The following is a 12,180-nucleotide window of genomic DNA, read 5'->3' as shown; positions in this document are numbered from 1 at the left end:
AGAACACTAATTAAGAAAAGAACAATGTATATGAGTAAAGAACAAGAATTTACTCGAATCATCAAGGATAATCAAGGGGTGATCTTCAAAATAACTGCTATTTATACAAATAGCAGGGAAGATCAGGAAGACCTTTATCAAGAAGTCGTGTATCAATTGTGGAGAGCCTTCGATAGTTTTAGAGGAGATTCCAAAATAAGTACGTGGATGTATCGGGTGGCTTTAAATACTGCTATTTCCAGACTTAAAAAAGAAAAACGAAGGGGTAACCAAATAGGGATAGACAAAATTATCACCTTTCAATCAGAACAGTACGATACCCAATTTGAAGATCGTCTTAAAATAGTATATGCTCATATCAAAAAGCTTAATGAAATAGAAAAAGGACTAATGCTTTTATTGCTTGAAGGAAAAAAATATGAAGAGATCGCTACAATTACAGGGTTATCCCCAAGTAACGTAGGAACACGAATCTCGAGGATTAAACAAAAGCTAAAAAAACAGATCATTAAATAATTAGGAGTATGGAATTAGAGGAAATGCAATCGATTTGGTCTGAATTAAGTGACCAATTGGAAAAACAAAAAAAGTTAACAGATAAAATGATTATTATGATGACACAAGAAAAATATCGTAAGAAAATAAATAAAGTAGCCTATCCTGAAACTATAGGAGCCATCATTTGTTATTCAGCAGTAGCTGTAATATTATTTAATATTCAGAAATTAGATACATGGTATAACCTTTTGGCTGGAGTTTTATGTGTTTTGATATTAATAATACTCCCAATGGTTTCACTCAAGTTTTTATATGGTATACGAAATATAGATATTGCAAATAATAGTTTTAAGGAAACCTTATTGAATTATGCTAAAAGAAAAAAAAGGTTTCAAAAATCTATGAAATGGAGCTATTATTTAGGGTTTATTCTAATGTTTGCTATAATGCCCGTTACCGCTAAAATTGTCAATGATAAGGATATTTTTCTGGGGGTAAACTCTACTTGGACTTTGGTTACAGCAATTCCTTTAGCAATACTATTTTTTATTGTGTTTTCGAAGTGGACTATGAAGTGGTATAGTAAGAATGTTAATTCTGCGGAATCACTTATAAAAGATCTTGAGGAATCTGGGTTGTAATACGGCCAATATAGACGATTATTTAAAAGCTTGAGGATATATCACTCAAGCTTTATGCTATGTTATTATTTTGTCTTAAGATATCCAACCTTTCTTTTGTGAGTAGTTAGAAAACCAGATTAAAAAAATGCCAATAACAATAATCATAATAGGCATGATTATGCGTACTCCAGATAGTTCTACATAATCTTGTATAAATAGGTTATAAGTCGTTTGACCGATAACACCAATTATAGATATGATAAAAAGAGAATACGCCCATTTTTTTCTAAAGATTAAAGCTATACAACCTAAAGTGCCACTAAATACTGCTATTGCGAAGGCTGCAGTAACCCAAGCTGGCATATTGTTATAAAAGTCTTGTTCGTTTTGAGGTAAGACTGCAAGAGCTTCAGCGGGCATATAGGCTTGACCTAAATACGCCATAACTCCCATAATATTCCAAACTAGGGTTAGTACAGCTATTACCCAAAACCAAATTGGAAGTTTGTTTGTGATTGTCATATCATATTGATATTAAATTGTTTACAGTTACAATGTAAACAGATCAACCATAATATGCAAACAGAAGATATCTTACTATGTCAATGCAGGTTTTTTTTATGTATAACCATAGCATTAAAATTAAGTATTATAAGTAGGTAAATCACAAAAGATGGTTATTTCTAAAGATCTGTTTCAGAGGACCTATACGGGACAGGATCACCAACCGATTTGCTTTCTAATTTGGCTAAACGTTTTTTGATAAGGTCAAGGTCTGTTGTTAAAGCAGAAAGATCAATATTTTCCAATTCTTTGTTTCGAAACATTTGTTGGCTCATTTCAAATAAATAATAAGGGTTTATCTCAAAAATATCAATGATGTTCTTAAGAACATCGTAACCAGGCTTTGTTCTTTTTCTGCTTCCATCGGGTTGAAGTCTACCAGCTGTTATGCTATCAATAGTAGTGCTTGTAACGCCAATCTTGGCAGCAAAAGAATTGTTCGATAAATTTAATTCCTCAATTATTTCCTTTACTCTTTCGTGAATATCCATTTTACTAATCTTAATAATAATTTAACAGAAAAATTCTGTAAAATGTTGCTATATTCCGTAATATGTTGGTATCTTTATGGGGTAATATCTTGGTTTAAAATTATCTAAAATAAATGGAATATCAAGTTTATTTCTAGTTAAAAAACTGAAAAGAAAGAAATTAAATACAAATAAGATACGATATGGTACTTCAACAATATTACGAGCAAAAAAAACAGAAGATTCATGAAATTATCAATCCATCTCAATCTGTAAATAATACGGTTAGACTTTTTAATGATAGTGTGTTTACAAATGACTCTTTAACGTTTCCTCTTGTTCTTTTTAAGTATAATAATGTGAAGTGGAATACGTCTTCAGAAAAGGAATATAAAGCCGATGTAGATTTTAGCGTTTTTATTATTCTGGAAGCTTCTTTTCAAGATGATTATTTGGAGTGTTTTGACTTAGCACAAAAAATAGATAAGGCTATTTTGCTACATCCAGATAGATCTGAACTTAGACAAAATCAACAAGATATTGCAGATGGTGTTACAAATGTTGAGCTTATTACTAATGCCTCATTAAAGGTTAGAGAAGGACAGTATGTAGTCGAAGACGAATATTGGGAGAAAAACAACTTTTACATCTGGGAAATTAATTATAGTACTACGCTTATAGAAAAAGAATATAAGAAAAGATATACCATGATATCGAATGAATTTTTTGATCAAACCGATATTGATGGTGGTGAGCGTGAAGCCGCTCTGAGAAGAGATTTACGCGCATTGGGGTTTGACTTGGATGATTATCATCAAGTACAATATAATGGAAAAGACTTATTGGTATACAAAAATATCGATGAACAATTAATCTTAAACGCTACAGAAGTTGAATTAACAAACAATAACTCTTAAAATCAGATACATTTAAATTATGAAAAGAAAAAATAATCTACTAGAAAAAAGAAGAATCTTTGTCCAGGATTATGTTTTAAAAAATCAGCACAAGCAAATGAAATTGATTGTTGCAGAACTTTCTGAACGATTGTTTTTATCTGAGCGCACTATTTACAATATACTCAATCAAAATCCCATTCTTAGCGAGGTAGCATAAATTACTGAAACTACTGTATTTGAACAGGCGTTTTTTAGTTTTTTTTGGTAAGCAAAATTAATTTTATGGAAAATAGCGTTTTTGCTTATCGAAAAATATATAACTAAAAGATACTATTATGGGTGTTTTATTTAATGACGTTGTCATTACCAAATTATCGGGAGGTCTGGGAAGAAGGACTCCAGATCAGGATATGATTTCGGGCTTATTATTTGATGGTCCTGACACTTTTGTAAAAGATGATGATGGAAATGACACAACAGAGGTGTTATTAGAAGATGATCAATTATATAGATTAGCATCTGTAGATGATGCAGAGGGTCTAGGAATTACATCGGCATATGATACAGGAGGGGTTTCGGCGTATTACCAAATAAATCAGTTTTTTAGACTGAACCCATCAGGTGATCTTTATATCATGAAATCTGATAAAAGTACTTACGCAACACTCGTAGACGAAGCAGAATCTATGTTGTTAAAAGCAGATGGACAAATAAGACAATTGGCAGTTATACATAGCGATACAGTTACTTTTGAGGCTACCAAAACGGCAATAGGAAAGGCTCAGGTAGTAGCATCTGCCGCCTTTGCTAATCACAGGCCGGTAGAAATATTTCTTGAAGGTAAAGGATTTAGTGCGTCGTCAACTAGTTTTGATGACTTATCAGAGCAGAATGCAGAAAATGTATCGGTAGTCATTGCTATGGATACCGAAAAGGCAAAAGAGTCTACATATAGCAATACTGCTGCCGTTGGAGTATTGTTAGGAGCAGTATCTAAGGCTAAAGTTTCTGAAAATATTGCTTGGATAGAAAAATTTAACCTTACAGGAGATGGATTTAGGTCTGTAGGTTTTGTAGGAGGTGAAGAGCTTAATTCTGAAGGAGCACAAAAAACATTAGACGAGTCTAAATATATTTTCACTAGAACTCATATAGGTATCGGAGGAATATATTTTAATGATAGTCATACGTGTACAGAGCCTACTTCAGATTTTACTTTTATAGAATCGAATAGAACAATTCATAAAGCGGCTCGTCTTTCACGTGCAGCTTTACTTCCCAAAGTAAACGCACCCGTATTAGTTGATCCAGAAACAGGAACATTACCTCCTTCTGTAGTAAAGGGATATGAAACTTTATGCAGATCTGCATTAGAGCGTATGGTGGCCAATGGAGAGGCCTCTGAAATAGATGTTTTTGTAGACCCATTACAAAATATTCTTGCAGATTCTATCTTGAAAGTACAAATAGAAATAGTGCCTACAGGTACAGCAAGAAGAATAGAGGTGAGTTTAGGATTCAAGAACCCGTTCGGATTAACTGAGTAATAAAAAATTAAATTCGTTAAAAAATGACACAAGTACCATTAATAAACGGACAGCGACATAGTTGGTCATCAATAGAGGTAAATGTTTTAGACAGGATCGTTACAGGAATAACTGCAATAAGTTATGATGATGCTCAGGTCAAAGAAAACCATTATGGAGCTGGAGATATGCCAGTTTTTAGAGGACGAGGCAAATATGAGGCAAAAGCATCACTAACTTTATATAACTACGAAGTAGAAGCAATTCAGCAAGCATTACCAAAAGGTAAAAGACTTCAGGATGTGCCAATTTTTGATGTAAAAGTTAGCTTTTTAGATGAGACTAACGATGTAATTACCCATGTGATTCGCAATTGCGAATTCAAAACCAACAAAAGAGATATGAAACAAGGAGATACCAAAATAGAGGTTCAACTTGATCTTATTGTATCTCATATAGAATGGAATTAACAAAAGGATTTTTTAAACCTCAATAGCCTTTATTGAGGTTTAAAATTCCAAAAAAAAAATAGAATTATGGAACCCACAATAGAATTAAACAATACGGCAAAAGTCATTGATGGTAATATTACAGAATCACAATTACATGCCTGGAAAAGTAAGTTTGGAAAGTTAATTAAGGTCGAGGTAGAGAACGATGAGGGAGAAATGCGTTTTGCATATTTCAGAAAACCAACCATGTCTACCAGAGCGGCAGTATTACAGACTTCAAAGACCGATGAGTTTAAAGCTCTGGAGGTATTGTTTAAAAATTGTTATTTAGGTGGCGATGAGGAAATCGTACAAGATGATGATTTAAAACTTTCTGTAATAACAGCTTTTGCTGATTTAACTCAACCAAAAGAGGCTAAGGCAAAAAAGATTTAGATCCTTTCCTTATTTCTGATGAAGAGGGAAAGGACGAACTTTTAAAAGCAGCAGCTCTTATACGCTATTACTTCAAGATAGATCCGTATCAACTTTCAGATGAAGAGTTTTATCGTCATTTGGGAGAAGTGATGTGGTTACAAGAGTATTTAGATAAAAAACAAGAATATAATATGGCAAACGCCATAGCAAAGGTTTTCGGTAATGACCAATGATTCTATAAGTAAAGCACTAAATGCACTAAACTTTTTCAATAAACAAGCCGATATTGCTTCAAATGCAATTGACAAAACGATTTCGGCTGTTGCTAGTGCAACGAATAGTGTTGTACAAAATGTTTCTGTGCAAACGACTACAAATCAGGTGGTCAATTTAAACAATACCTATAGTGTAGATGTGGTAAACCAACTTTTTACACATCAGAGTATTGTGGCTTCAAAACTCAATGAAATAGCCACTTCAATTTCTGTAGAGTTTAGTTTGGTTATTGAAAAGCTTAATGTAACCTTCGAAGCCTTTAAAATTTCAATTGAAAATCTAAGTTTAACACTCAAAGGCTTTTCACTTAATTTCAAAAAAAATATTAACGTTTTTGGAGCTACGTTAATGGCGTTTTATGCCAAAATGCAATCTGTGCTTCTAACTACGTTCGGGTTAATGAGCGGAAGCTCAATTAAACTAAAAATACCGCTACCGTTACCGGTTACTTTGGTAGAGGCAACAGCTCCTGATGCCGAAGATACTGGAAAGACTGGTAAGGGAATACCCAAATGGCTCAAACCTTTATATCAAACGATTTTTGCATATAAAAAACCAAAAGTCTCCCCAAAATTTAATGCAGGTACAAAAGGTCTAAAGCCATTACAATGGATATTAACTAAGGTAGCATCTTTTGTTGGGCGAATGTTTAAATTTTTGCGACCTCTTATAGGGCTTCTTGGTGGAGTAGGAAGAATTTTGGCTTTTATAGGGAGCAAAGCATTATATATGGTTCCAGGTCTTAATATTATTGTAGCTATAATCGATGCAATATTATTGGTAACCACAGTATTTAAGATTTTATGGAAACATATCGATTCTTTCCGTGGTTTCATAGCTGTTATTGTAGATATAGGAAGACAAATCTTTGAAAACATAGTTAGTTATTTCAAAGATATTGGAGAGATAATTATGGGATTCATAAAGAAATGGATTATTGGTCCAGTGTTATGGGTTTGGAATGGTATTAAGGATGTTCTCGGCAACTTTTTCTCCTGGTTAACTGATATCGTGATTAAAATAGCAGACTGGATTCCTGGTATCGATACGGCAAGGTTAGAAAGGGTAAGAAGAGAAGCCGAGAATAATAAAGATATGACTGTTGGAGAATTGTTCGGAAAGAAAAAGGAACAAGAATTGCCAACTGTGGTAACACCTCCTAAAGCAATAGAGTTAGATGTTTCTTCTGGTTTTTCTTTTACTGGTACTCAATTATCAGCAAGTAGTGTCAACATGAAAGGATTTGTTGGTCCTGCAGGTGCTGGAGGAGGAATGGGACTTGGCGGTGGAGGAAAATCTGTAACGATTAATACATTGGTAGAGCAAATTAATATTAATGTTACGAATCTTAAAGAATCTTCTTCAGAGGTTAAAGATACAATCAAAAGAATATTGTTGGAAGCACTTAGGGATACGCAACTACCTGATGCAATAAATTAAATACAAACTTTATGAGTTTCAATTATAACATTCCGAATTTATTAAATTCCTTAAGACTAAGTCAAAGCAGAAGTGTAGTACGAAATGTAACAAATATTTTAGCTTCTAGCAGTGAAGGGGATTATTTGGATGGTTTACGAAATCTTACCGAAGAGTATTTTTTTGAACCCTTAAAAGATTTGACTGATGTCGATGAGTTTATCATGGCTGGAGGATCTTTTAGCCTGCCTGTTTTCGCTCCATTGGTAATCGAAATTCCGGAGGATAAAGTAATTAACACCGGTTCTGAATTAGGCATAAACAGGGACTTTTTTGGAAACAATGAGTTTGTCACCGAATTGGCAGGAGCGGCATTTGGATTTAGGTTAGACGGTGTTTCTATTTCTGTAAGCCGGAGTAAAAACATTGTTACAACAGCAATACAAGGTCGAGATTATACCGTAAAGGAATTTATCTCTAATGGAGACCATAGCATTACCGTAAATGGCGTTCTGGCAACTTCAGGAAGAGGATACCCAACCGCTAGGGTGGTTCAGTTAAGAAAAATTTTGGAAGCAGAACAAACCTTAAAAGTTACCAATCCTATTTTTAGAAAAATGGGTGTGTTCGAGATTGTGGTAACCAATTATGAATTTCCTAGCAATCAAGGAATGAAAAACATACAGCCATTTAGCTTTAGTGCATTATCAGAGGTGCCTTTAGAAATAAAGCAACAGCAGCAAGATGCTTCTTTAAAAGGCATTGGTAAGTCGGTTTTAAAGGATTTAGCATCAAGGTTTTAATATAAGAATATGGTTCGATTAGCTTGTTTGATAAAGATTTATGATGGTGATGCAGATCCACTTCAGATAACTTTTGTGAATACAATCAAGATAGAAAGTTCATGGCGAGAATTTACAGATAAAGCTACGGTGATTTTACCACGTTTTATTGATATTGAAACAGGCATTAATTCTGATAAAGAATTCAGGAATAGAATGCTGGAATGGTCTAAAAATCACCCTGTTATTGAGATTTTTCTAGGCTATGAAACTCCCAGTCATCTTGCATTTAAAGGAATTATAAGAGATGTAAAAGGAAGAGTGCCTGTAGAATTAGTTTGCGAAGATCATATGTATTTTCTGAAATCAGGTCTTATTAGCGTAGCGTATCCTAAAAAAGAAGGTGATGAGTTAAAAGGCATTAAAGTTTCAGAATTTATCAAAGAATATTTTAAGGTAGCACAAAAAGCCACGGATATAGAATACGAAGCCGAAAACATCAAAGATTTTGATTTAGGTGCCTTTAAGTTAGAGAATAAAACCCCCGTAAAGTTTTTGGAAATGCTTCGTGACGACTATGGGGTATATAGTTTTATTCGATATAAGAAAAAAGGTGATGTGTATTTGCCATACTTACATGTTGGAACAGAATATCCAGAAAGAGTTCCTAAAAAAGGTTTTTTTAGATTCTATGATAATATTATTGACGATGATTTGATTTATCGAGAATATGAAGATATAAATATACAGGTACGGTATGTGTTACAAGGGAAAAAAGAAGAGGACGTATTAACTGTAGTGGTACCATCAAATGATAAGGTGAGTGAAAAATCTCAAGATGTAGAAGAACTTGAGTTTAAATATTTTGATCCAACCTATAAAAGTAATAATGACGAATTTTCTGCCGATGAATTGGATAATTCAGATATTAAAAAGAAATTATTGGATTTGGCTGTTAATAAATTATATCAATTAAAATATACTGGTTTCCGGGGTAGTTTTACCACTTTTGGGGATACTTTGTATATCACTAGTGATCAAAACAAAGTAGGAGATTTTATTCGCCATGGGGATGTTATTTTATTGCGAGAACAATCTAAGCAGGGCACGATTGTTGACTTTAAAAGAGAGGATCAGCTCTATTTTGTAGATGCTGTTAATTATAGCTACGGTTTAGAAGGATTTCGACAGGAAATCCATCTAGGAATTAGTGCAGAAGAAGGAACTAGACCAAATTTATCAAAAGTAAGTTCTACATTTATTGGCCAAAGTAATGGTACTTCTATAAAGGTAAATATTGTTAACGAAGTATCCGTAAGTCAGTCTATTTCTGTTCCAGGTAATTAATTAATTTTGTTCAATTAATACCTTTTTTCCTTTACCCGTAGAATTATTCAATGTAATACCATATTTCGTTAATTCTGCTTCCAACTGTTTTTCGTATTCAGGAATTTTATCATAGTCCATAATAATTTTTTCCCATCCTTCGTAGAACTCTGAGGGAAACCCTTGGTTCATGAACTTTTCTTTAGTTTCTTTTCCTTCTGAATCTATAGTAGTAATCCACCCATGAGTTTTACCATTGTATTCATAAGAAATATATTGTATTCCTTTATCGTAAGTAATTTTTTTTCTTAGATTTCCATTTGAATCGAATATCCGTTTACTGTAACCTCCATTTACAAGGTCAAATATAATTTCAAACCGTTGTTTTCCCTCTGGGGAATAAAAATAGGTAGATTCTATATTTTTGAATTGATCATAAAAAATCTTCAATTTAATTTTTTTATTACTGTGGTAATAAGAATGTTCTTTTATCGATCCTGAATCCGAGTAAAATTTTAAATACTCTTTTTTTATTCCTTTATCCAAACTATAAATAGAATATATTTTTCCATCTTCAGAAAAATTGGCTACGCTTACAAATTCATTATTGTTGTTGTAATAGTAGACACGCTTTTTTTCTCCATTATCAAATTTTGTTTTGATTTCGCTTCGTAAATCATCAAGGGAGTTTAGAATGCTATCTCTTTTTGTTCCAATATTTTGAGCAAATACTGAACTGCAGATTAAAAGGGTTATGAGTAGTAGGTATAATCGATTCATGGTTTTAAGTTTCTTTAAAGAATTCAAATTTAATGCCAAAAATGTGAACTAAAAAAACATTTAGGAAAAATGAATCACTTTAAAAGTATTGAAGCTATTGCATTAGCTATATGAGATGCTTTGATTCCTATTTCAATTATCGTTATTTAGTAACTATTAGTTTAAATATTGCAAAAAACGGTATATGAGTGAAATTGGCGAAATCATAAAGGAAATAGCAATACAAGGTGATAAAACGTCTACTTTCCCGGCTATCGTTTCCCAAAATACTCCGGTAGAAGCAGATGGTAAAAAAGAATATGTTATTTCTGTAAGGGTTTTACTTTCCTCAAATTTATATGATGACGTAATTAATGAAATTTCGGGTAAAACAACGAATAAAAATAACTTAGGTGCTAACGGAGCAAAAGTCGAATTGCATAATGTGCGTTTACGAGCCAATGTTAATGGGGCAGAGGAAGGTGTTATTGTTATCCCTAGAGTAGGGAGTTGGGTTTTGGTGTCTATCATAGATAATAACGACGCAAAGACCTATGTGTCTAAATTTTCAGAAATAGACCGAGTAATTTTGAGAATTAGGAAACCTCAAGATAACAATGGGCAGAGTGGAAACCAGGAACCAGAATATTTCGAAGTAGACTTTAATGCCAATACTTTTGATATGAAATTTGGTGATCTTTTTGAAACTCATATCAATAAAGAGCAACTCAATATTAAATTCTTGCAACCAAAAGAGAATGATGAGAGTTCACCTCAAAAGATACTTTCGGAAGTGAATTACGTGAAAGATAATCTTGATATTACTTTTTTGGATGATGATGAAAAACCAAGAGCTACGGTACACGCAGATCATGAAAATCTAAATGTAAGTTTTCTAGAGAACGAAGAAGAAACTCTGTCTACGAAACTTAATAAAGACAAAGTCACCATCGAAGTTACTGATGGTTGTACAGCAGTAATTGAAAAAGATAAAGCCTCTATCAGTACCGATGGTAGTGCAGATGAAATAAGTATTGATAAAAATGCAGGAGTAACTTTAAAAAGTGGGTCTAATATCAATATAGACGCAACAGGATCAGTTAATATTTCTGGTAGTAGTGTAAATATAAATTAAAAACTATGACAGCATCAACAGAATATTTGAGAGGTGGAGATCAACTTGAATGCAATCAAGGAAGTGCACCGGCAAATTTAACCACTACGAATGGAAAACAAGTTAATATAGAAAGTCAATCTTGTGCCAACGAAACCGATAAGAATGTAGGTGCTAATATCCCAACTTTTGGAACATGTAATGTTCTTAGCGGTCCGTGTGCTCCGGTGGTAACAAATTGGCTAGCCACTAAACCTGATGTTAATATAGGAGGATCGAAGGCTCTTTTGAAGTCATCAACTATTCCTTGCACTGTTGGAGGCATTGTAAAACCAAAGTAACCTTTTGTAAATCTACTGCAAACACAGGAAGGCCTTGGTAAAAATCTTGATATCTCTTGCACTTTCAAATATTTTTATAAAGAATTTAAATGTTTAGCAATGGATGATTTTATCATAAATAATGATATAGAGATAGAGGACGGGGACTTTAAAATTGGAGAGTCGAGTCAACAAAGTGTTGAACATATATTACTGTCTCATAAAGGAGCCTATAAAGAATTTCCTCTTTTGGGAGTGGGTATTGCAGATTACCTTAAAGGTAATACCACAGTGAATAGATTAAGGCTTGAATCTGAAATAGAAAAACAACTTATTCATGATAACTTCAATGTGAAGATCATTGATGTATCCAATATAGAGAATATTGTTATCGATGGCAACTATTAAACCACAAGAAAATCAGACCATTTTTGATATGTCCTTACAGGAGTACGGAGGTATAGAAGGTATATTTAGCCTATTAGCCGATAATGACTTTCACCGAGTAGATAGAGATATATCTGTTTATGAAGATTTAGAAATTAACAGTGCTCCGGTTAGAAGAGATATTAAGGCTTTTTATTTGTCGCGAAATATACGTCCGGCAAATGGTATTTCTAGAGAAGATCTAAAATTACTTGAAGTTGAGGATCAACCTGATGGTATCGGGTATATGGTCATTGATGATGACTTCATTGTATGTCCAGAATCTAATCAAGAAGAAGAGTAGTAATT

General features: G+C 33.2%; 17 protein-coding genes. 14 read left to right on the top strand and 3 right to left on the bottom strand.

What is annotated here, in order from left to right; all coding sequences use genetic code 11:
• The first annotated feature begins 30 nt into the window (after window positions 1-30).
• Window positions 31-516, top strand: a complete 486-nt coding sequence (locus M0D21_RS01620) for an RNA polymerase sigma factor (RefSeq protein ID WP_248325881.1) — start codon at window positions 31-33, stop codon at window positions 514-516.
• Between the two features lie 8 nt (window positions 517-524).
• The gene (locus tag M0D21_RS01615; protein WP_248325880.1) at window positions 525-1,139 is read left to right on the top strand and encodes a hypothetical protein; all 615 of its coding nucleotides are present in this window, start codon (window positions 525-527) and stop codon (window positions 1,137-1,139) included.
• Window positions 1,140-1,214: 75 nt separating this feature from the next.
• Here M0D21_RS01615 and M0D21_RS01610 read toward each other — a convergent pair whose 3' ends face one another.
• Window positions 1,215-1,643 carry a hypothetical protein gene (locus M0D21_RS01610; protein WP_248325879.1) on the bottom strand — a complete coding sequence of 143 codons (429 nt, stop codon included), beginning with the start codon at window positions 1,641-1,643 and terminating at the stop codon, window positions 1,215-1,217.
• A 161-nt stretch (window positions 1,644-1,804) separates the two neighbouring features.
• On the bottom strand, window positions 1,805-2,176 hold the full coding sequence (locus tag M0D21_RS01605; RefSeq protein WP_248325876.1) for a helix-turn-helix domain-containing protein: 372 nt from the start codon (window positions 2,174-2,176) through the stop codon (window positions 1,805-1,807).
• A 182-nt stretch (window positions 2,177-2,358) separates the two neighbouring features.
• On the opposite strand from M0D21_RS01605, the gene M0D21_RS01600 reads away from it, so the two are divergent.
• The 8 genes from M0D21_RS01600 to M0D21_RS01565 all read left to right on the top strand — a co-directional run bounded on the left by M0D21_RS01600 (window position 2,359) and on the right by M0D21_RS01565 (window position 9,273).
• Window positions 2,359-3,072, top strand: coding sequence for a hypothetical protein (locus tag M0D21_RS01600; protein WP_248325875.1), 714 nt, complete (start codon window positions 2,359-2,361; stop codon window positions 3,070-3,072).
• A gap of 19 nt (window positions 3,073-3,091) precedes the next feature.
• Complete coding sequence (locus M0D21_RS01595; RefSeq protein WP_248325874.1) at window positions 3,092-3,271, top strand: hypothetical protein; 180 nt, start codon at window positions 3,092-3,094, stop codon at window positions 3,269-3,271.
• Window positions 3,272-3,389: 118 nt separating this feature from the next.
• On the top strand, window positions 3,390-4,601 hold the full coding sequence (locus tag M0D21_RS01590) for a DUF2586 family protein (protein WP_248325873.1): 1,212 nt from the start codon (window positions 3,390-3,392) through the stop codon (window positions 4,599-4,601).
• A 23-nt stretch (window positions 4,602-4,624) separates the two neighbouring features.
• Window positions 4,625-5,050, top strand: a complete 426-nt coding sequence (locus M0D21_RS01585) for a hypothetical protein (RefSeq protein WP_248325872.1) — start codon at window positions 4,625-4,627, stop codon at window positions 5,048-5,050.
• 66 nt (window positions 5,051-5,116) lie between these two features.
• Window positions 5,117-5,467, top strand: coding sequence for a hypothetical protein (locus M0D21_RS01580; protein WP_248325871.1), 351 nt, complete (start codon window positions 5,117-5,119; stop codon window positions 5,465-5,467).
• A gap of 204 nt (window positions 5,468-5,671) precedes the next feature.
• The gene (locus M0D21_RS01575) at window positions 5,672-7,165 is read left to right on the top strand and encodes a hypothetical protein (RefSeq protein ID WP_248325870.1); all 1,494 of its coding nucleotides are present in this window, start codon (window positions 5,672-5,674) and stop codon (window positions 7,163-7,165) included.
• Window positions 7,166-7,176: 11 nt separating this feature from the next.
• On the top strand, window positions 7,177-7,947 hold the full coding sequence (locus M0D21_RS01570; protein WP_248325869.1) for a DUF6046 domain-containing protein: 771 nt from the start codon (window positions 7,177-7,179) through the stop codon (window positions 7,945-7,947).
• Between the two features lie 9 nt (window positions 7,948-7,956).
• Window positions 7,957-9,273, top strand: coding sequence for a hypothetical protein (locus M0D21_RS01565; protein WP_248325868.1), 1,317 nt, complete (start codon window positions 7,957-7,959; stop codon window positions 9,271-9,273).
• Here the strand turns inward: M0D21_RS01565 and M0D21_RS01560 are convergent, their stop codons facing one another.
• Window positions 9,274-10,032: a hypothetical protein gene (locus M0D21_RS01560; protein WP_248325867.1), complete on the bottom strand. Its 759-nt coding sequence runs from the start codon at window positions 10,030-10,032 to the stop codon at window positions 9,274-9,276.
• Window positions 10,033-10,216: 184 nt separating this feature from the next.
• On the opposite strand from M0D21_RS01560, the gene M0D21_RS01555 reads away from it, so the two are divergent.
• The 4 genes from M0D21_RS01555 (at window position 10,217) to M0D21_RS01540 (ending at window position 12,175) form a co-directional block, all read left to right on the top strand.
• Entirely contained in the window at window positions 10,217-11,146 is a 930-nt protein-coding gene (locus M0D21_RS01555; RefSeq protein ID WP_248325866.1) for a hypothetical protein, read from the top strand.
• Window positions 11,147-11,151: 5 nt separating this feature from the next.
• A complete protein-coding gene (locus tag M0D21_RS01550) occupies window positions 11,152-11,466 on the top strand; it encodes a DUF4280 domain-containing protein (protein ID WP_248325865.1) in 315 nt (104 codons plus the stop codon).
• Window positions 11,467-11,565: 99 nt separating this feature from the next.
• Window positions 11,566-11,853, top strand: a complete 288-nt coding sequence (locus M0D21_RS01545; protein ID WP_248325854.1) for a hypothetical protein — start codon at window positions 11,566-11,568, stop codon at window positions 11,851-11,853.
• Window positions 11,840-12,175 (top strand): hypothetical protein, encoded by a 336-nt coding sequence (locus tag M0D21_RS01540; RefSeq protein ID WP_248325852.1) that lies wholly within the window; start codon window positions 11,840-11,842, stop codon window positions 12,173-12,175. The genes M0D21_RS01545 and M0D21_RS01540 overlap by 14 nt, the downstream gene beginning before the upstream one ends.
• The last annotated feature ends 5 nt before the right edge of the window (window positions 12,176-12,180 follow it).

Origin of the sequence: Aquimarina acroporae (assembly GCF_023195925.1) — a bacterium.
Lineage (GTDB): Bacteria > Bacteroidota > Bacteroidia > Flavobacteriales > Flavobacteriaceae > Aquimarina > Aquimarina acroporae.
The sequence above is the reverse complement of the archived record's forward strand: the minus strand, read 5'-3'. Positions and strand labels throughout refer to the sequence as shown.